Here is an 18,124-nt window from a genome sequence, read left to right on the forward strand (position 1 = left end):
CAGGTCCTCTTTTTTAAACTGTACGTTGTGTTCACTACATTACTGCGAACTATGCATGGGAATTCGAGGTAAACCTAAAAGTTTTACTATGCAGTGCAAAAAACATACATGACAGGCGATATATAACATGAGTCTAGTCAATTCCGATTTAAAGTTAAACCAAAATCAAAATCACCAAAAATCGATTATCCGGCAAACCAAGTACCTGTCCATCCTGGGAGGTAGCTGGCGCTTGCCGCCGCGCCCGCGCGCGCCGCCCCCGCGGTGGTGGTCAGCAGCGCCGCCAGCGCCGACAGCGCATAGGCCCAATAGGACACCCGGTAGATCAGGAAGGGAAAGTCGAAGAACCGGGCATACTGGCGCGCCAGCAGCTGCGCCAGCCAGGTGCCCGCCGCCCAGCCGATCGCAATTCCCGCCAGCGCCACCAGCGCCGCCAGCATCAGATAATGCAGGCAGACCTCTGCATCGGAATAGCCCACCGCCTTCAGCAGGCCGATTTCGCTGCGCTCCAGCGCCACGATCCGGCCCATCACCATGCTGACCAGAAACGCCGAGATGCCAAAGAAGATCGGCGGCAGCACCATCGCGGTGCCCTTCATCTGGCTGATCTCCGCATCGACAATCGCGTGCGAGCCGTGCTGCGCCCGTCCCACCGCCCCCTGCCCGCCATAAGGTTCCAGCAGCTCATCCAGCCGCGCGATCACCTCCTCCTCCTGCACCCCGCGCGCGGTCTTCAGCGTCAGGTCATTGAAGGCACCGGCCATGTCATAGGCGGCCTCTGCCTCCTCCCGCCGCATCCAGATGATGCCAAAGGACAGGTTGTCGGGCATCAGCGCGCCGGGCCCCAGCGTATAGATGAACTCCGGCGACAGCGCGGTGCCGGTCACCGTCAGCCGCCGCTGCTGGCCGTTCAGATTGGCCAGGAAGCTATCTCCCGGCACCAGCCGGTTGGCCTGCGCAAAGGGCTCGTTGACCGCAACCTCCCCCGGCAGTTGCGGCCAGTGCCCGCTGCGCAGCACCGGCAGGTTCAGCTGCGGCGGGCCGCTCTCCGGCAGCGACAGGATGCGCCCCACCGCCGCCTTGGCCCGTCCCGGCATGTCGAGGTTGGCATAACCGCTGACCCGCGCCTCCAGCGCCAGCACCCCCTCCACCGCGGCAATCTCCGGCAGCAGGCTGACAGGCGCCCGCCGCGCCGTGGCAAAGACATCAGCAAAGCGGTTCCGCCCGTAATAGGCCTCCTGCGTGCCCTGCAGCGCCTGGTACATGCCCACCGCCGTCAGCAGGATCGCCACGCCGCAGGCCAGCACCATGGCAATCGCCAGCGCCTGCACCCAGAGCCGTTTGAAATCCCGCAGCAGTTTCCTGTCAAGCGCTTGCATGGCTCACCAGCTGATGTCCGCGGGCGCCAGCCGCTCGGTGTTTTCCTGGATGCGGCTGATCCGCCCGTCCTGAAAGAAGATCACCCGGTGCGCGATTTTCTGGATGTCGGCGTTATGGGTGATCACCACCGTCGCGGTGCCGAAATCGCGGTTAATCTGGTGCAGCGCCTCCAGCACCTGGATGCCGGTCTTGCTGTCCAGCGCGCCGGTCGGCTCATCGCACAGCAGCACGCCGGGCCGCTTGGCTATGGCGCGGGCAATCGCCACCCGCTGCTGCTCGCCGCCCGACATCTCCGCCGGGAAGTGGTCCATCCGGTGACCCAGCCCCACCAGCTCCAGCGCCTCGGCGGCCGGCATCGGGTCACGCGCCACATCGGTGACCAGCTGCACGTTCTCGCGCGCGGTCAGGCTCGGTACCAGATTGTAGAACTGGAAGATAAAGCCGACATGATCGCGCCGGTAGCGGGTCAGCTCCCGGTCCCGCATCGCGGTCAGCTCCAGATCGCGGAACCAGACCCGCCCGTCCGTCACATGGTCGAGCCCGCCCAGGATGTTCAGCAGCGTCGACTTGCCGCTGCCGGAGGGACCCAGCAGCACCGCCAGCTCGCCGCCTGGCAGCTCCAGATCGACACCTGCCAGCGCATGAACCTTGGCACCGCCGGTGTCATAGACCTTGGTCACGCCTCTCATGGTAAAGACGGGATCCGCCACAGCCGTCCTCCTCTCCCGGCGCAGTCTGCCACACGGGGCAGCGGCGCGGAAATGATCTGCCTCAACCTTTCCCGCAGGCGCCGCCGGGCCGCTTCTGCGCCGGATGGCTTGCGCAATTCATTTCGACTCGCTATCTATTGCGGATGGATCAAACCGCCCGCATAACCGAGCTGATCAGCCGTCTCGCCCGCCTCGACGCCGGCGAAAGCTGGGCGGCAGAGCTGAACCCGGCGCAGCGGGCCGCATTGGATTACCTCGCCCGCGCCAACCGGTTCTCCCGCAGCCCCTCGCATGTGGCTGCCTACCTCGGCAGCACCCGCGGCACCGTTTCCCAGACCCTCAAGGCGCTAGCTCAAAAGGACTATGTGGAGGAGGAACGCTCCGACTCCGACAAGCGGGTGATCCGCTTTGCCCTGACCGCCAAGGGCGAACAGGCCACCGCCCTGCCCCGCGCCCTGGCCGATGCCGCCGCGGCCCTGCCCCCAGCGGACCGGACCGCGCTGCAAGCCGCGCTGGAGAAGATCCTGGGCAGCATGGTCGCGCAAAACGGAGGCCAGCCGTTCGGTCTATGCCGCGCCTGCAAGCATTTCTCGGCGGACGGGCCGGGCGGCTTCTGCCGTCTGCTGGCGGAGCCGCTGTCGCCCGAAGACACAAACAAAATTTGCCACGAGCAGGTTCCCGCATGACCCCAACACCCCCCGCGTCCCGCATCACCGGGCTGTTCCTCGGCTCTGTTGCCGCGCGCTGGCCCGGCCGCCCGCCCTCAGCCATCGCCAAGATCCGCGCGGATGGCCCGCAGCAGATCACGGAGCTGGGCTTTACCGGCGACGCCCAGGCCGACCCCCAAAACCAAGGCGGCCCGGACAAGGCGATCCACCACTACCCTTCGGACCACTACCCGCAGTGGATTGCCGAGGGCCAGATCCCGGCAGGCACCGTCCCGGCGGCCTTTGGCGAAAACATCGCGGCGCTGGGGATGACAGAGACCAATCTCTGTATTGGCGACATCCTGCGGCTGGGCACAGCGGTGGTGCAGATCAGCCAGGGCCGCCAGCCCTGCTGGAAGGTCAGCCAGCACACCGGCAACCCCAAGATGGCCTATCTGTTTCAGAAAACCGGCCGCACCGGCTGGTACTACCGGGTGCTGGAGCCGGGCCAGGCGGAGGTCGGCAGCGCCGTCACCCTCATCGACCGTCTGCACCCGGACTGGAGCGTCGAACGCGTCACCCGCCTCCGCCTCAGCCGCAAGGCCACCGCGCAGGAAGCCGCGGCGCTGGCGCAGCTGCCCGAACTGGCGGAGGGCTGGCGCCACGCCTTTGCCCGCATGGCCGACGGCGACACGGCAGAGGACACCAGCGCCCGCCTGCTCGGCAGCTGATCCGCGCCCCGGCGCAGGCCAGGGCGCAGCTCTGTCGCGGCGGGATCAGCCCAGCACGGCCTCGACCGCGCGCACGGTGGCCGCAACCACCTGATCGGCCTCAGCCCGCGTCAGGCAGAACGGCGGCGCAAATCCCAGGATATCCCCTTGCGGCATGGCGCGGGCAATCACCTTGTCCTGCTCCAAGAGCTTGGCCGATATCTGCGGCCCGATCTTGTCGGCGGCGTCAAAGAATGTGCGGCTGTCCTTGTCCTTCACGAACTCCACCGCGCACAGCATCCCCTCGCCGCGCACATCCCCCACATGGGCATGTCCCGACAGCGCCTCTGCCATAGTGGCGTTCAAGTAGGCACCCACCTCACCGGCGTTGCTGACAAGGTTCAGCTCATCAATCAGCTTGAGGTTCGCCACCCCCGCCGCGGCGCCAATGGGGTGCGCCGAATAGGTCCAGCCGTGGCCGATCGGGCCGTTCTCGTCGGTGCCCTGCTCCAGCACCTTCCACACCTTGTCCGAGACGATAGAGCCACTCAGCGGCGCATAGGCGGAGGTGAGACCCTTGGCGATGGTGATGATATCGGCCTCGATGCCGTAGTGGTCCGACCCGAACATGGAGCCGAGACGGCCAAAGCCGGTAACAACCTCATCCGCAAGCAGCAGGATATCGTGCTTCTTCAGCACCGCCTGGATCGCCTCCCAATAACCGGGCGGCGGCGGCACGATGCCGCCTGTGCCCAGCACCGGCTCGCCAATGAAGGCCGCGATTGTGTCCGCACCCTCGCGCTCGATCAGCGCTTCCAGTTCGGCGGCGCAATGGGCCACGAACTGCTCCTCGCTCTGGTCCAGATCCTTGCGGCGGTAGTAGTACGGCGCTTCGGTGTGAATGACCTGCTCCACCGGCAGATCGAACTTTTTGTGGAACAGCTCCAGCCCGGTCAGCGAGCCGGTCACCAGTCCCGAGCCATGGTAGCCGCGCCAGCGGGAGATGATCTTCTTCTTCTCGGGCCGCCCAAGGATGCTGTTGTAATACCAGATCAGCTTGACGTTGGTCTCATTCGCGTCCGAGCCGCCGAGGCCGAAATAAACCTTGGACATATTCTTCGGCGCCCGGTCCAGGATCATCTTGGCCAGCGTGATCGACGCCTCGGTGCCATGGCCAACATAGGAGTGGTAATAGGCCAGTTCCCGCGCCTGATCGGCGATGGCTTCGGCGATCTCCTGGCGGCCATAGCCGACGTTCACACAATAAAGCCCGGCAAAGGCATCCAGCAGCTTGTTGCCGTCACGGTCTTCGATGAACACGCCGGAGGCGGTCCTGATCACCCGGTTCGGGCTTTCGCCGCGGGCGTGCTGGGCCAGATGGGTCGAGGGGTGAAAGAAGTTCTCGCGGTCCCACTGGTCAAGCTGGTCGTTCTTCAGCATTGGTGTTTTCCTTCCGTTTGCGTTCTGCGGCCAAGAGTTTTCGAAAACTCTTGGCAAAAATCTTCGAAGATTTTTGTCTGTCACGCCCAGTCGCGGCAGACGTATTTGACCTCGGTGAACTCCTCCATGCCCAGCCGCGCGCCTTCGCGGCCCAGGCCGGACTGCTTGGTGCCGCCGAACGGGATCGGCGCGCCGGTCACCTTGGTGCGGTTCACAGCCACCATACCGTATTGCAGCGCCCGGCTGAGGCGGTAGATGCGCCGCGGATCGTGGCTGTGGACATAGGCCACCAGCCCGTATTCGCTGTCATTGGCGCGGGCCACGGCCTCCTCCTCGCTGTCAAACGGCGCGATGGCGGCGACGGGGCCAAAGGTTTCCTCCGACATGATCAGCGCCTCCGCCGGCACGTCGGTCAGTACAGTGGGTTCGAAGAACAGCGGACCCAAATGATGCCGCCTGCCGCCGCAGGCCAGTGTCGCGCCCTTGGCCAGCGCGTCTGCCACGTGCTCCTCCTGCTTCTGCACCGCCTTTTCATTCATCAGCGGACCCAGATCGCAATCCTCCATCCCCCGGCCAAGGGTCAGCGCTTTTGCGGCCTCGGTGAATCTGGCGCAGAACTCGGCATACACCGCCCGCTCCACCAGGATCCGGTTGGCGCCCAGGCAATCCTGGCCGGAGGTTGCGAATTTCGCCTTGATGGTTTCGCTGACGGCCTTGTCCAGATCGCAACCCTTGAAGACAAGCACCGGCGCGTGGCCGCCCAGCTCCATCACCAGCCGCTTCACAGTGCCGGCGGACTGGCGGTACAAAAGCTTGCCCACTTCGGTGGAGCCGGTGAAGGACAGCGCCCGCACCCGCGGGTCGGCCGTCCAGGGCTCCACCACGGTGGAGGCTTTGCCCGTCACCACGTTGAACACCCCCGGCGGAAAGCCCGCGCGCTCTGCCAGCTCCGCCAGCGCCAGCGCGCTGAACGGCGTCTCGCCCGACGGATGCGCCACCACGGTGCAGCCCGCCGCCAGCGCCGCCGCCGCCTTGCGGGTCAGCATCGCCGAGGGGAAATTCCACGGCGTGATCAGCGCCGCCACCCCCACCGGCTCGCGCCACAGCTCCACCTCGGCGTCCGGCAGGTGGCTGGTGACGCCCTCGATATTGGGGCGCTTGGCTTCTTCCGCATAGAACTCCACGAAGGCCGCGCCATAGTCGATCTCACCGCGGGCCTCCGACAGCGGCTTGCCCTGTTCCAGAACCATGATGCGGGCGAGGTCTTCCTTGTGCTCCAGCTGCAGCGCATACCAGCGCCGCAGGATGGCCGCGCGCTGTTGCGGCAGCATCCCCGCCCAACCCGCAAACGCCGCCTGCGCCGCATCCACCGCGGCAGAGGATTCCTCTGCCGAAAGGCTCGCCACATGGCCCAGTTCGGCGCCATCGGCGGGGTCGCAGACCGGAAAGGTCTCGCCATTGCCCGCGGCACGCCACTTGCCGCCGATATAGGAAAAAGAGCGCACCAGCGCCTTGTCGGCAATGTCCGCACGGGCAGAGAGAGCGGTCTCTGTCATGATTGTCCTCCTCATGTCTTGCAGAGGAATGTGCCGGACTGGAACAGAGGATGTGACTGAAGTTCAGAGGCTCTGCAGTAGAAACAACTGCCGTCCGGTGCCCCGGCAGACGAGGTCAGCCCTGCCCCAGCAGAACATCCAGCGGCGGCGCGCCCGCGCCCTTCACCGGCTTGGTCACCACATAGGTGAAATAGCGCGACAGGCCGATGCGGGCGTCCAGCATTTCGTCGATCAGCCGCTGATAGGCATCGATGTCGCGGGTGACGATCTGCAACAGGTAATCAAACCCGCCCCCCAGCGCCCAGCAGGCGGTGACCTCGTCATAGCGCTGCATCGCCGCCTCAAAGGCGCGGAAGCTGGCGGCGGTGTGATCGGCGATCTCGGCCGCAACAAACACAGTCACATGCGGTGCCAGTTTGCGCAGGTTGATGCGGGCGCCGTAGCCCTCGATCAAACCCGCTTGCTCCAGCTTCTTCAGTCGGTCCCAGCAAGGCGTCGGCGACAGGCCGATCCGGTCGGCCAGCGCGGCCTTGGTGATGCGCCCCTCCGTCGAGAGCACGCGCAGAATGTCGAGATCGCGCTGGTCCAGTTGCATGTCTTCCGCCCTATCAGCCGCCGGAGACGCCGACAACCGCAACGCAGTCGCCGGATTTGATGAGACCGGGGAAGTGGCGGCTGATCACCAGCCCCGCGCGCCGGGCGCGGTATTCCACCGGCGGATGGCCGGTGCGGTCCAGCGGCCAGACCCGGGCGACCAGATCGCCCTTCGCCACCGGCGCGCCCAGATCGGTCATGATCTCAAACAGCCCGTCGCCCTCGCTGAACAGGAAGCAATCGTCGTCCGGCATCGTCAGGTTCACCGTCTCGTCCAGCTGCATCTCACCCCGCAGGATGCCCGCATGGATCAGCACATTGCGCAGCCCCTTTTTGGCAATCGCATTGCCCCGCGCGGTGGAGGAACCGCCGCCGCCAAGTTCCGTGGTGACCAGAACCTTGCCCATCTGCTCGACCGCCGTGTCATACATGCCCGCGCTGTCGATCTCCAAGAGCTCCACCGAATAAGGCGCGTTGAACGCCTTCATCGCGGCAAAACACGCCTCCTGCGTGGCCTTGTCCTCCAGGATATGCGCGGCGGCGAAAGGCACGAAATCCAGGGTCTTTCCGCCGGAGTGGAAGTCCACCGCCAGGTCCGCCATAGGCAGCAGCGTGCGCTGGAAGTAGTCAGCGATCTTCTCGGTCACGGTGCCGTCCGGGCGGCCCGGGAACGAGCGGTTCAGGTTACCCCTGTCGATGGGCGAGGTACGGGTGCCCGCCCGGAACGCCGGGTAATTGAAGGCCGGCACGATGATCAGCCGGCCCGTCACATCCTCGGGGCTGGTGGTCGCCGCCAGCTCATGCAGCGCAATCGGGCCTTCGTATTCATCGCCGTGGTTGGCGCCGGTCAGCAGCGCGGTCGGGCCGTCGCCGTTCTTTATCACCGTCAGCGGGATCATCACCGAACCCCAGGCCGAGTCATCGCGGCTGTAAGGCAGTTTGAGATAGCCGTGGTGCACCCCGTCCCGGTCCAGCGGGATGGTGGGGGAAATCGGATTTGGCTTCATGACTCAGTCCTTCACGAACATCTTGCGCGGCACATCGGACAGGCACTCCGGCCCGTTCGCCCCGATGCGGATGCTTTCGGTGATCTCGAACCCCCAGTCCTCCATCCAGAGGCCGGTCATGAAGTGGAAGGTCATGTTTTCCTGCAAGACAGTGGTGTCACCCGCCCGCAGCGACATGGTGCGCTCGCCCCAGTCCGGCGGGTAGGAAACGCCGATGGGATAGCCGGTGCGGTTGTCCTTCTCGATGCCGTAGGTCTTCAGCACCTTGAAGAACGCCTTGGCGATGTCCTCGCAGGTGTTGCCGGCCATGGCGACTTCCAGCCCGGCCTCCATCCCCTCCAGGACCGCCTTTTCCGCATCCAGGAAGGTCTGCGTCGGCTTGCCAAGAAACACGGTGCGCGACAGCGGGCAGTGATAGCGGTGCACCACGCCCGCGATCTCAAAAAACGTGCCCTCGCCGGACTTCATTGGCAGGTCGTCCCAGGTCAGATGCGGCGCAGCCGCGTCCGAGCCGGACGGCAGCAGCGGCACAATCGCCGGGTAGTCGCCGCCAAAGCCAAGCTCCGCGTCATAGCGCAGCCCCGCGTCATAGATTTCGGCCACCAGATCGCATTTGCGCATCCCCGGCTCGACACGCTCAAAGATCCGCTGGTGCATCCGCTCCACGATCTTGCCCGCCTGCCGCATATAGGTCAGCTCTGCCTCGGATTTGACCGCCCGCTGCCAGTTGACCAGCGCGTTGGCATCGCCGAACCGCGCGTTCGGCAGGTGCTTCTGCAGCGATGCATAGGCGGCGGCGGTGAAATAGTAATTGTCCATCTCAACGCCAATCACGCCGCCGTCCAGCCCGCGGTCCTTGAGCTGCGCCGACAGGTAATCCATCGGATGCCGCTCGGTCGACTGCACGTAATGGTCCGGATAGCCGATGATGTTTGCAGGCTCCATCCAGCAGGTGCGCAGCGCTCCGTTGGCATCCTGGCCGCGGCCGTACCAGACCGGCTCGCCGTCTATCCCGACAACAACGCATTGATGCACATAGAAGGACCAGCCGTCATAGCCGGTCAGCCAGTTCATGTTCGAGGGATCGGTGACGATCAGGAGATCAAGCCCGCGGCGGGACATTTCGGCCCGGGTCTTGTCCAGACGCGCCTGGTATTCAGTGCGGGAGAAATACAGCTTGGGGTCTGCCATATGCGTGGTTCCTGGTTGATCAGCTGGTGAAAGTGGCGCCTGCCCCCGCCGCATCAGCGCGGGAGCCTGCAAGGGTTGCGATGGCGGTGTCCTGCACACCGGTGCCGGTCAGATCGGCAATGATCAGATCGCTGGCGGATTGGCGTCCGGCAGCCCGGCCTGCGGTAATCCCGCCCAACTCAGTAAAGCTCTGGTCCCCGGCGATCAGCCCCACGGCGATGGCGCTGCGCAGCTCGCCTTTGACGGCGCATTGCGTCTGGCTGTCGGGCACATAGAGGTCCACCTTGGCCAGACAGGCGGGCTCCAGCTCGCATTTGTGCTCCTGGTCCGATCCCACGGCGATCACCAGCTGGCCGGGCTGCAGCCACTCCGCCTTAATCACGGGGTCGGCGGCAGGAGTCGTGGTGACCACTATATCGGCCCCGGCAACTGCCGCCGCGGCGTCCGTGGCCGCGGTGACATCAATTCCCAGCTCGCTGCGCAGGCTGACCGCGGCGGCCTCTGCCTTGGCGCTGTCCCGTGCCCAGATGACGGCGCTTTGAATGCCGCGCACCAGGGTCATGGCCTTCAGCTGCATCCGCGCCTGCACGCCCGCACCAATGATGCACACATGCGCCGCATCCTCGCGCGCCAAATGGCGCGCCGCGACCGCCCCCGCCGCAGCAGTGCGCACATCCGTCAGGTAGCCATTGTCCAGAAGCAGCGCCTCCAGCAGGCCGGTCCGGCTGGAAAACACCACCATCAGCCCCGTGGTGCTGGGCAGTCCAAGCTTTGGGTTGCCGAAGAAGCCCGGACTCATCTTCACGGCAAAACTCTCGATCCCCGGCACATAGGCGGTTTTCACACAAACCTCGCCGTTATGGTCGGGCACCGGCAGCGTCATGATCGGCGGCATCTCCACCCCGCCGCCCGCCAGTGTGTTAAAGCCCTGCTCCACGCAGTCCACCGCGCCCGCGTCCAGCGGCACCAGTTCTCGCAGCTCCGCCTCCGTCAGGATCTTGATGTCAGGCATCCGCACCTCCCCCGGTCTCCGCCGCCACATCCACATCTTCACCATCAATGATGCGCTTGTGCAGGTCCATTCCGATGTTCTGGCCGCTCACCAGCACCGCGCAGCGCCCCGGATTCTCGATCCTGCCCGCCAGCAGCGCCGCAATGCCAACACTGCCGGAGCCTTCGATCACCAGCCGCTCCTCGAAATAGGCGTGCCGGATGGCGGCCGCGATTTCCGTCTCGGAGACCAGCACCACATCATCGACGAATGCCTTTGTCATCTCAAAGGTATAGGCATTGTCCAACCCGATGCCGCCGCCGAGGGAATCCGCCAGCGTCGGCAGCTCTTCCACCTGCACCGGCCTGCAGGCCTGCAGGCATTCATACATCGCAGCGCCGCGCTCCATGCTGACGCCGATCACCCGGATCTCCGGGTTCACCGCCTTCATCACCATCGCCACGCCAGAAATCAGCCCGCCGCCCGACAGGGGCACCAGCACCGTCTCCAGATCCGGCGCCTGCTCCAGCATTTCCAGCGCCACGGTGCTTTGCCCGGCAATGATATCGCGGTGGTCGAACGGCGGCAGCATGGTCATGCCCTCACCCACCAGCCGGTCCACTTCCACCTGCGCATCATCCTGCGAGCGGCCTATGATCCGCACCTCCGCACCGTGGGACTTGATGCCCTCGACCTTGTTCTGCGGCACCAGCTCTGACATGCAGATGATGCAGCGCACCCCGGCCTGCGCCGCCGCATAGGCCAGCCCGCGGCCGTGGTTGCCGGTGGAGACCCCCACCACCCCGGCGGCGCGCTGCTCCTCGCTCAGCGCCAGCACCGCATTGGTGGCGCCGCGCAGCTTGAAACTGCCGGTGATCTGGGTGCTCTCCAGTTTCAGCGAGACCGCGCCGCCGCAAAGCTTGCTCAGGGCGGGAGACTCCACAAGGGAGGTCTGCCGGACCCGCCCGGCGATCCGCGCCCGGGCCTGGTAGCTGTCCTGAAGGGTGATTTTCTCAGTCATTGGACCTGTCTTGCCTGGTTAAAGTTCAAACAGCCGGCCATAGCCCGGCACCGCATCCGTGATCCCGGCCAGCCGCAGGCAGCGCCAGACCATCGCCTGGTTCGAGCTGACAACCGGCTTGCCCAGCCGGTCCTCGATCCGCTGCACGCAGACAGCGGCGCGAAGCGCGGTGCAGGACAAAAACAGCGCATCCGCCCCGGCATCGCAGGCGGCAATCCCGGCCTCGATGATGCTGTCCTCGGAAATCCGCGCCATCTGGCGGTCGTCAGTCAGCCCGAAACAGGCGGCACTCACCACCTCCGGCCCGTACGCGGCGAAATACTGCGCCATCTCATCGGTGACAGCGGGGCTGTAGGGGGTCAGCAGCGACACCCGCCTGGCCTCCAGCGCCTCAAATGCATCAAAGGCGGCAGAGCTTGGGGTGACGCAAGGCGTGTCCGGCTTGGCCGCGTTCAGATACCCGGCGACCGCATCATTGCCCAAAACGATGGAGGCCGCAGTGCAGCCATAGGCCACCACATCCACCGCTTCCTCCGGCAGGATCTGCGCCGCCGCCGCGGTCAGCCGCGGACCGGTTTGCAGCAGCGTTTCCCGGGTGGTCGGGTTCTCGAATTCGATACGGTTCACATAAACGCCCACCCGGTCCGGGTCGCAGATCCGGGCAAAGTCGCGCTCTGACGTGTGGTCGGTCGCCAGCGCCACCAGCGCGATCCGCTTGGGCACCGGGCGTTCGTCCAGCCGGGCCGGAACCCGCGAGGGCGTGGCATGGATATCAAGGGCCATTTTCGCTTTCCTAAACAACAAGAACCGGGGTTTCCGCCAGGCTCGTCACCTTGTGGGAGACACTGCCCAGCAGGACGCCTTCCAAGGAGCCAAGGCCGCGGCTGCCAATCACGATCAGGTCATGCCCGTGCTCCCTGGCAAAGCTTGTGATGGTGCGCGCCACCGGCCCGGCTTTGACAAAGGCGCGGGGATTTCGAACGCCGCCCGCAATGGCCAGCGCCTTGCCGCGCTCGGCCACCTCCCTGGCGTGGCCGCGCATGATCTCGTCCAGGTCGTCCGGCTGATCCGGGCGCACCACATGCATCGAGGCCTCCAGCAGCGAATGATGGCGGTAGACCGTCAGCAGCGTCAGCGCGGCGCCGCACAGCTCGGCCAGGTCCGCCGCCTTGACCAGCGCGGCCTCTGCGCCTTGGGAGCCGTCAAAGGGCACCAGAATGGATGTGAACATCGCCGCGCCTCCTTACTTGGCAAAGGCCAGGTCGCGCAGGAACAGCGCAATCTGCGGGAAGAAGATCAGCGCCACCGACACGCCCAGCAGCATCAGGATGAACGGCGGCGTGCCCCGCACCACGTCGGCATAGGGGCGTTTGAACACGGCAATCGCAGTGAAGATATCGCAGCCGAACGGCGGCGTGGCCGATCCGATGGCGACCTGCAGGGTGATGATGGTGCCGACCAGCACCGGATCCAGCCCCACCGATTTCACCACCGGCGCAAACACCGGCACCAGCACCAGGATCACCACGATGGGATCGACAAACATGCAGCCGATGAAGAACGCGATGGAGATCACGAACAGCACCCCGATGGCCCCCATCTCGGCAATGCCGATGGCGCTCAGGATCTGCTGCGGCACCTGCGCGAAGGAGATCACCCAGGAAAACGCCGCCCCTGCCCCCACCAGGATGAACACGATGGCGGTGATCAGGCCGGTCGATTTGGCAGTTTCATACACATCCGCCAGCGACATCGAGCGGAACACCAGGACCTCCAGGATCAGCGCATAAAGCACACAGGCCGCCGCCGCCTCGGTCGGGCTGAACACGCCGCCATAGATGCCGCCGATGATGATCACCGGAAACCCCATCGGCCACAGCGCCTGCCGCATGGTCCTCAGGCGCTCGCCCCAGGTGGCCTTGGGCTCTGCCGGCACGTTGTTGCGCACTGCATAGATATAGGCATAGGCGGAAAACAGCAGCAGGATCAGCAAGCCGGGGCCGATGCCCGCAATGAACAGCTCGGCAATCGAGGTGCTGGAAACCACCCCGTAGATGATCATTCCGATGGAGGGCGGGATCAGAAAGGCGATGTCGCTGGCATTGACGATCAGCGCCAGCACAAAGCTGTCCTTGTACCCCGCCTGCAGCATCCGCGGGCGCAGGGGCGAGCCGATCGCCACAACGGTGGCCTGGGTCGATCCCGACACCGCGCCGAACATGGTGCAGGCCGCCGCGGTGGAAATCGCCAGCCCGCCGCGGATATGGCCGACATAGGCCATCACCACATTGATCAGCCGCCCGGCCGACTGGCCGCGGGTCATGATATCGGCGGCAAAGATGAACATCGGCACCGCAATCAGCGACGCGGGCCGGATACCCGCCAGCATCTGCTGCACCATGGTCTCGGTCCGGGCCAGATCGCCGAACAGCATCAGAAAGCCGATGAACGCGCCGGCAATCAGCGGGATCATCATCGGAAAGCCCAGCAGCAGCAGGACAATCATGGTCAGGAAAATGGTTGCAGCCATGGCTTCGTCCTCAGATTTCGATTTCTTCCGCGTCCTCGTACCCCTCCTGCACATGGGTGGAGAGGTAGATGCCGCTGGAGGTCAGATTGCGCACCGCGGTCAGCAGGTACTGGGCGCCAGTCATGAAGAACCCCGCAGGCACCCAGACCAGGATCACCCAGACCGGGATCTGCAGTGCCGGCAGCACCCGCCCGCGCGACGCCTGCGCGCCGATGTATTTCACCGCGTAAAAGCACAGCAGGAACATGAACCCGGCGGTGATCACCGAAATCACCACCACCATCACCTTGCGCAGATGCGGCGGCAGCAGGTCATAGACCGCGGACATCCGGATGTGGCGGGCATTGCGCGCGGCATAGCTGATGCCGGCAAAGGTGATCAGGATGATCAGGATCCGGTTCAGCTCTTCGGTAAAGAAGATGGAGTTGCCCAGCACGAACCGCCCCACCACATTGGCCACGGTATTGGCCGCCATCAGCAGCACACCGGCGGCCAGCAGGAACGACTCGGTGCGGCTGATGGCGCTGTCGATCACACCCAGGAAACCGGGCAGCGCGGAGTCATGTGTCTGGTGCATTCCTTCCTCCCAAGGTCTGCGCACCGCTGAGCGGGCAGCCCCCGCTCAGCGGCGATTGCGGTACAGGCCTCAGTTGGCGGTGGCCGCCAAGTCCGCCTTCATCTGTGCCAGGATCGCGGCACCGCTGTCGCCGGTCATCTCGATGAACTTGGCCTCAACCTCTGCCGCCGCCTCCCTGAAGCAGCTGCGCTGCTCATCGGTCAGCACCGTCACCTGCATCTCCGGCTTGGCCTCCATGATCTTGGCCAGCTCGGTCTCCGCCGCCTCCTGCTGGTACACCACCGTGTGGTCATAGGCCGCCTGCGCCGCGTTCCGCACCAACTGCTGATCCTCCGGGCTCAGCCCGTCATAGAAATCCTTGTTGGCCATCACCGCGGTGGTGAAATTGTTGTGGCCGGCATAGGTGATGTAATCGGTGACCTCATAGATCTTGGTCGAATAGAGGAAGAACGTCGGGTTCTCCTGCCCCTGGATCACATTGGTCTGCAGCCCGCCATAAACCTCGCCCCAGGGCAGCGGCGTCGGGGTGGCGCCAAAGGCCTTGTAGCTTTCGACCAGCAGCGGGTTGGTCATCACCCGGAACTTCACCTCGTCCAGATCGGCGCAGGTGGTCACCGGCGTCTTGGTGGTCATCGCCACCTCGCCCTCGGGGAACATGTTCAGCAGCTCCAGCCCCTGATCCGCGTAAAGCGGCTTGAACATGTCGTTGATCGCCTTGCTCTCCCTGTAGAAGCGCGCCAGGTGATCCTGATCGGTCGGCAGCAAGTAAGGCACAAAGAACACCTGCGCCTCGGGGATCAGCGATCCGGTAAATCCCGGCGACTGGTCGACGAACTGCAGGATGCCATCCTGGGTCTGCTCCATGATGTCAGCGGATTCGCCCAGTGTGCCATAAGGGAACAGCTGGATCTCGTGATCCGAGTTCGCCTCGATCTCTTCCTTGAACTTCTGCGCATAGACGCCCTGCACATCGGTCATCGCCTCCTCAAAGGCATACCGCCAGGTGTCCGCCTGCGCCGCGCTGCCCGCCAGGGCAATCCCCACCGCGGCCAGGGCGGCGAAGCTGAATGTGACTGTCTGAGCCATGATTTCCTCCCAAGTCTCACCGGTGCCTGCGCACCGTTGCGACAGACTTGAGAGGAATTGTACTGCATGTCAATTTTTTTATTGTTGCAGGACAATCAGTATGTGAAGGGCGCGACTCCCTCCGGCGGGCGGCGCAGCATTCCGGCAATCAGCTCCAGCGCCTGGCGGAACCGGTCCTGATCCTGGACGCTGCCCAGCGACACCCGCACCGCGTTCTGCGGCGGGGTTTTGGGGGTCAGAAACGGCGCATCCGGGGCGACCGCCACCTTCAGCTCCCGCGCGTAGGAGACAAAACTGGCGGTGGTCCAGCCCTCGGTCAGCGGAAGCCACAGGTGCAGCGCCGACGGGTGGCCCTGCCAGCGCCAGCCCTGCAGCACGTCGTCGGCAATCGCATACCGCTCCGCCAGTGCCCGGCGCTGCCACTGGGCCAGCTCCAGCGCGGTGCCGTCCTGCACCCAGCGGGTGGCCAGCTCGCACATCAGGGGCGTCGCCATCCAGCCGAACACCACAATCCGCCCGGTCAGCGCCGGCAGCAGATGCTCCGGCGCCGCCAGGTAGCCCGCGCGCAGCCCCGACACCGTGCATTTGGTAAAGGTCGTCAGGTAAATCGACCGCTCCGGCGCCAGCGCCGAGACCGGCACCGGGCGGTCCTCCGCCACCGGGCCGAAAGCATCGTTTTCGATGATGTGCAGATCATATTTTCGGGCAATCTCCACCAGCGCCCGGCGGCGGTCCTCCGGCATCATCCCGGCAGTGGAGTTGGCCAAGGAGGGCAGCAAAAACAGCACCTTGGGCGACTGCTCCCGGCAATAGCGCTCCAGCGCGTCCGGCAGGATGCCGCCGGCATCTGTCTCCAGCCCGGCCAGGTTCAGCCCCAGGTAGGAACAGCCCGACACCAGCAGATGATGGGTGATCTTGTCCGACACCACCGTGTCGCCGGGCCGGGTCAGCGCCGACAGCGCCGCCGACATGCCGTGGCTTACGCCGTTGGTCATGATGATCCGCTCCGCGGGCACCTCCAGCCCGCAGATTTTCAGCCACTCCGCCCCGGCAGCCCGGTGCGCGTCATGGCCCACGTTCGGGCGGCAGGACAGGTAATAGCTCGGATCCAGCCCCTCCGGCAGCGCCTTCAGCGCCTGCTCGAACCGCTCCGCGTGATGCTGCGAAATCAGCGGCCGCGAGATCGACAGATCAAAGCCGCCGCCCTTCTCAGAGCTCAGCTGGAACGGCTGGTCATTGGACGTATCCGGGTCCAGCACATAGCTGCCGCGCCCCACCTGCCCGTCAATCAGCCGCTGCCGCCGCAGGGCCTCATAAGCCTTGCTGACGGTATGCACGCTCAGCCCCAGCTCCTCCGCCATCCTGCGGTGGGTCGGCAGCTGCGTGCCTTTGGGCAGCCGGCCGTCTGAAATGGCCTTGGCGATGGCGGCGGCAAGGCTGGTGTGCAGGGGCGATGTCAGGGCGGCGGGATCGGGATACCAGATTGTCATGGTGCAATTGTATAGCGCCCCGCGCCGGAATTCCCAACACAATTGCCGCACGGCACAGAATCATCCGTTTCATCTCCCGCACGCTCTACCCCACAAAAAATATTTTGTAGGGTAGGAAAACCGGCTATACATACCCCACAAAGAACTTTCTGTGGGGTAACCCCGTGATCCAGCACCACTCCGCCGCCGGCACCGCCGCCTGGACCGATCTTCTGCGCTCGCTCAAGGACAGCGCCGTCTCCGGCCTGCGCGGCGCCCCCAAGCTCAAGACCATCGGCAGCAAACGCTACTGGTACGACCACTACCGGATCGGCACCGAGACCGTGGACCGTTACATCGGCGAGGACACGGAGGAACTCCGCAGCCGGCTGGAGCGGCACAAACCCATTGCCGAGGCCGAGAAACAGGCCAGCCGCGAGCGCGCCCGCCTGATGCGCACCCTGCGCGCCGAGGGCTACCTGATGGCGGATGCCGGCAGCGGCCAGGTGATCTCCGCCATGGCCCGCGCCGGGGTGTTCCGGCTGGGCGGCACCCTGGTCGGCACCCAGGCTTTCCGCTGCTACGAGGGCGAACTGGGCGTGCGTATCACCTTCGACCAGGCGGCGATGACCGACGACATCGACATCGCCAGTTTCGAACGCCTCTCGCTGGTGCTGCAGGACAGTGTCGACGCCCCGCTGGCCGATGTCTTCTCGGAACTGAAGTTCGACCCCCTGCCCTCGACCGAAAAAGGCCAGGTCTGGCGCTGGCGGCAGACCGACCGCCGCACCTTGGTGGAATTCCTCACCCCCTCCTTCAGCGATCAGGAGGGCCTGCGCGAGCTGCCCGCCCTCGGCGTCAGCGCCCAAAGCCTGCATTTCCTCAACTATCTGATTGCCGAACCGCTGCAGGCGCCGCTGCTCTACCGCTCCGGCGTGCTGATCCAGATCCCCCGGCCCGAACGCTTTGCCATTCACAAGCTGATCGTCGCCGACCGCCGCCGCGGCGGCACGGACGCGCTGAAATCGCGCAAGGACCGTGCCCAAGCGGCCTTCCTGATTAAGGTTCTGCACGCCGAACGCCCCGACGACCTGGCCGAGGCCTATGAGACCGCGATGGAGCGCGGCCCCGCCTGGCGCGCCCGCATCGCCGCCAGCCTGCAGCAGATGCCGGAGACCTGCGCCCTGCTGGACACGTTGCCGTCCTGAGCCCGCC

The 18,124-nt window shown here is 65.2% G+C and carries 18 protein-coding genes; 3 read left to right on the plus strand and 15 right to left on the minus strand.

Features of this window, described 5'->3' with window-relative positions:
* Nucleotides 1-185 precede the first annotated feature (185 nt).
* A complete protein-coding gene (locus AC4HIX_RS15635; RefSeq protein WP_490399644.1) occupies nt 186-1,379 on the minus strand; it encodes an ABC transporter permease in 1,194 nt (397 codons plus the stop codon).
* Between the two features lie 3 nt (nt 1,380-1,382).
* Nucleotides 1,383-2,090, minus strand: coding sequence for an ABC transporter ATP-binding protein (locus AC4HIX_RS15640; protein ID WP_490399645.1), 708 nt, complete (start codon nt 2,088-2,090; stop codon nt 1,383-1,385).
* Between the two features lie 143 nt (nt 2,091-2,233).
* On the opposite strand from AC4HIX_RS15640, the gene AC4HIX_RS15645 reads away from it, so the two are divergent.
* Both AC4HIX_RS15645 and AC4HIX_RS15650 read left to right on the plus strand, forming a co-directional pair.
* Nucleotides 2,234-2,776 (plus strand): MarR family winged helix-turn-helix transcriptional regulator, encoded by a 543-nt coding sequence (locus AC4HIX_RS15645; protein WP_490399646.1) that lies wholly within the window; start codon nt 2,234-2,236, stop codon nt 2,774-2,776.
* A complete protein-coding gene (locus AC4HIX_RS15650) occupies nt 2,773-3,468 on the plus strand; it encodes an MOSC domain-containing protein (protein WP_490399647.1) in 696 nt (231 codons plus the stop codon). The genes AC4HIX_RS15645 and AC4HIX_RS15650 overlap by 4 nt, the downstream gene beginning before the upstream one ends.
* A 45-nt stretch (nt 3,469-3,513) precedes the next feature.
* On the opposite strand, the gene AC4HIX_RS15655 is transcribed toward AC4HIX_RS15650, so the two are convergent.
* The 13 genes from AC4HIX_RS15655 to ehuR all read right to left on the minus strand — a co-directional run bounded on the left by AC4HIX_RS15655 (nt 3,514) and on the right by ehuR (nt 16,930).
* On the minus strand, nt 3,514-4,887 hold the full coding sequence (locus tag AC4HIX_RS15655; protein WP_490399648.1) for an aspartate aminotransferase family protein: 1,374 nt from the start codon (nt 4,885-4,887) through the stop codon (nt 3,514-3,516).
* 80 nt (nt 4,888-4,967) lie between these two features.
* The gene (locus AC4HIX_RS15660) at nt 4,968-6,443 is read right to left on the minus strand and encodes an NAD-dependent succinate-semialdehyde dehydrogenase (protein ID WP_490399649.1); all 1,476 of its coding nucleotides are present in this window, start codon (nt 6,441-6,443) and stop codon (nt 4,968-4,970) included.
* Between the two features lie 115 nt (nt 6,444-6,558).
* Nucleotides 6,559-7,038, minus strand: a complete 480-nt coding sequence (locus tag AC4HIX_RS15665) for an Lrp/AsnC family transcriptional regulator (RefSeq protein ID WP_027234599.1) — start codon at nt 7,036-7,038, stop codon at nt 6,559-6,561.
* Nucleotides 7,039-7,051: 13 nt separating this feature from the next.
* Nucleotides 7,052-8,044 (minus strand): N(2)-acetyl-L-2,4-diaminobutanoate deacetylase DoeB, encoded by a 993-nt coding sequence (gene doeB, locus AC4HIX_RS15670; protein WP_490399650.1) that lies wholly within the window; start codon nt 8,042-8,044, stop codon nt 7,052-7,054.
* 3 nt (nt 8,045-8,047) lie between these two features.
* Nucleotides 8,048-9,235, minus strand: a complete 1,188-nt coding sequence (gene doeA, locus AC4HIX_RS15675) for an ectoine hydrolase DoeA (RefSeq protein WP_490399651.1) — start codon at nt 9,233-9,235, stop codon at nt 8,048-8,050.
* A 19-nt stretch (nt 9,236-9,254) separates the two neighbouring features.
* Entirely contained in the window at nt 9,255-10,247 is a 993-nt protein-coding gene (gene eutC / locus AC4HIX_RS15680; RefSeq protein ID WP_490399652.1) for an ectoine utilization protein EutC, read from the minus strand.
* Nucleotides 10,240-11,247 carry a hydroxyectoine utilization dehydratase EutB gene (eutB, locus tag AC4HIX_RS15685; protein ID WP_490399653.1) on the minus strand — a complete coding sequence of 336 codons (1,008 nt, stop codon included), beginning with the start codon at nt 11,245-11,247 and terminating at the stop codon, nt 10,240-10,242. The genes eutC and eutB overlap by 8 nt, the downstream gene beginning before the upstream one ends.
* 18 nt (nt 11,248-11,265) lie before the next feature.
* Nucleotides 11,266-12,030, minus strand: coding sequence for an ectoine utilization protein EutA (gene eutA, locus AC4HIX_RS15690; RefSeq protein ID WP_490399654.1), 765 nt, complete (start codon nt 12,028-12,030; stop codon nt 11,266-11,268).
* 10 nt (nt 12,031-12,040) lie between these two features.
* A complete protein-coding gene (locus tag AC4HIX_RS15695) occupies nt 12,041-12,478 on the minus strand; it encodes a universal stress protein (protein ID WP_490399655.1) in 438 nt (145 codons plus the stop codon).
* A 12-nt stretch (nt 12,479-12,490) separates the two neighbouring features.
* Nucleotides 12,491-13,777 carry a TRAP transporter large permease gene (locus AC4HIX_RS15700; RefSeq protein WP_490399656.1) on the minus strand — a complete coding sequence of 429 codons (1,287 nt, stop codon included), beginning with the start codon at nt 13,775-13,777 and terminating at the stop codon, nt 12,491-12,493.
* A 10-nt stretch (nt 13,778-13,787) separates the two neighbouring features.
* Nucleotides 13,788-14,354 (minus strand): TRAP transporter small permease, encoded by a 567-nt coding sequence (locus AC4HIX_RS15705; RefSeq protein WP_490399657.1) that lies wholly within the window; start codon nt 14,352-14,354, stop codon nt 13,788-13,790.
* A gap of 69 nt (nt 14,355-14,423) precedes the next feature.
* Nucleotides 14,424-15,440: a TRAP transporter substrate-binding protein gene (locus AC4HIX_RS15710; protein ID WP_490399658.1), complete on the minus strand. Its 1,017-nt coding sequence runs from the start codon at nt 15,438-15,440 to the stop codon at nt 14,424-14,426.
* 95 nt (nt 15,441-15,535) lie between these two features.
* The gene (ehuR, locus tag AC4HIX_RS15715; RefSeq protein ID WP_490399659.1) at nt 15,536-16,930 is read right to left on the minus strand and encodes a MocR-like ectoine utilization transcription factor EhuR; all 1,395 of its coding nucleotides are present in this window, start codon (nt 16,928-16,930) and stop codon (nt 15,536-15,538) included.
* A gap of 164 nt (nt 16,931-17,094) precedes the next feature.
* Here ehuR and AC4HIX_RS15720 point away from each other — a divergent pair, with 164 nt between their 5' ends.
* Complete coding sequence (locus tag AC4HIX_RS15720; RefSeq protein ID WP_490399660.1) at nt 17,095-18,117, plus strand: nucleotidyltransferase family protein; 1,023 nt, start codon at nt 17,095-17,097, stop codon at nt 18,115-18,117.
* Nucleotides 18,118-18,124: the final 7 nt, after the last annotated feature.

The organism is Leisingera sp. (genome assembly GCF_982940295.1).

Bases quoted from the DNA above. Each gene is read 5' to 3' on its own strand.
- AC4HIX_RS15650 (WP_490399647.1), top strand. From the start codon at position 2,773: ATGACCCCAACACCCCCCGCGTCCCGCATCACCGGGCTGTTCCTCGGC.
- AC4HIX_RS15645 (WP_490399646.1), top strand. From the start codon at position 2,234: ATGGATCAAACCGCCCGCATAACCGAGCTGATCAGCCGTCTCGCCCGC.
- AC4HIX_RS15660 (WP_490399649.1), bottom strand. From the start codon at position 6,443: ATGACAGAGACCGCTCTCTCTGCCCGTGCGGACATTGCCGACAAGGCG.
- ehuR (WP_490399659.1), bottom strand. From the start codon at position 16,930: ATGACAATCTGGTATCCCGATCCCGCCGCCCTGACATCGCCCCTGCAC.
- doeB (WP_490399650.1), bottom strand. From the start codon at position 8,044: ATGAAGCCAAATCCGATTTCCCCCACCATCCCGCTGGACCGGGACGGG.
- eutA (WP_490399654.1), bottom strand. From the start codon at position 12,030: ATGGCCCTTGATATCCATGCCACGCCCTCGCGGGTTCCGGCCCGGCTG.
- AC4HIX_RS15665 (WP_027234599.1), bottom strand. From the start codon at position 7,038: ATGCAACTGGACCAGCGCGATCTCGACATTCTGCGCGTGCTCTCGACG.
- AC4HIX_RS15655 (WP_490399648.1), bottom strand. From the start codon at position 4,887: ATGCTGAAGAACGACCAGCTTGACCAGTGGGACCGCGAGAACTTCTTT.
- AC4HIX_RS15695 (WP_490399655.1), bottom strand. From the start codon at position 12,478: ATGTTCACATCCATTCTGGTGCCCTTTGACGGCTCCCAAGGCGCAGAG.
- AC4HIX_RS15700 (WP_490399656.1), bottom strand. From the start codon at position 13,777: ATGGCTGCAACCATTTTCCTGACCATGATTGTCCTGCTGCTGCTGGGC.
- AC4HIX_RS15635 (WP_490399644.1), bottom strand. From the start codon at position 1,379: ATGCAAGCGCTTGACAGGAAACTGCTGCGGGATTTCAAACGGCTCTGG.
- doeA (WP_490399651.1), bottom strand. From the start codon at position 9,235: ATGGCAGACCCCAAGCTGTATTTCTCCCGCACTGAATACCAGGCGCGT.
- eutC (WP_490399652.1), bottom strand. From the start codon at position 10,247: ATGCCTGACATCAAGATCCTGACGGAGGCGGAGCTGCGAGAACTGGTG.
- eutB (WP_490399653.1), bottom strand. From the start codon at position 11,247: ATGACTGAGAAAATCACCCTTCAGGACAGCTACCAGGCCCGGGCGCGG.
- AC4HIX_RS15705 (WP_490399657.1), bottom strand. From the start codon at position 14,354: ATGCACCAGACACATGACTCCGCGCTGCCCGGTTTCCTGGGTGTGATC.
- AC4HIX_RS15710 (WP_490399658.1), bottom strand. From the start codon at position 15,440: ATGGCTCAGACAGTCACATTCAGCTTCGCCGCCCTGGCCGCGGTGGGG.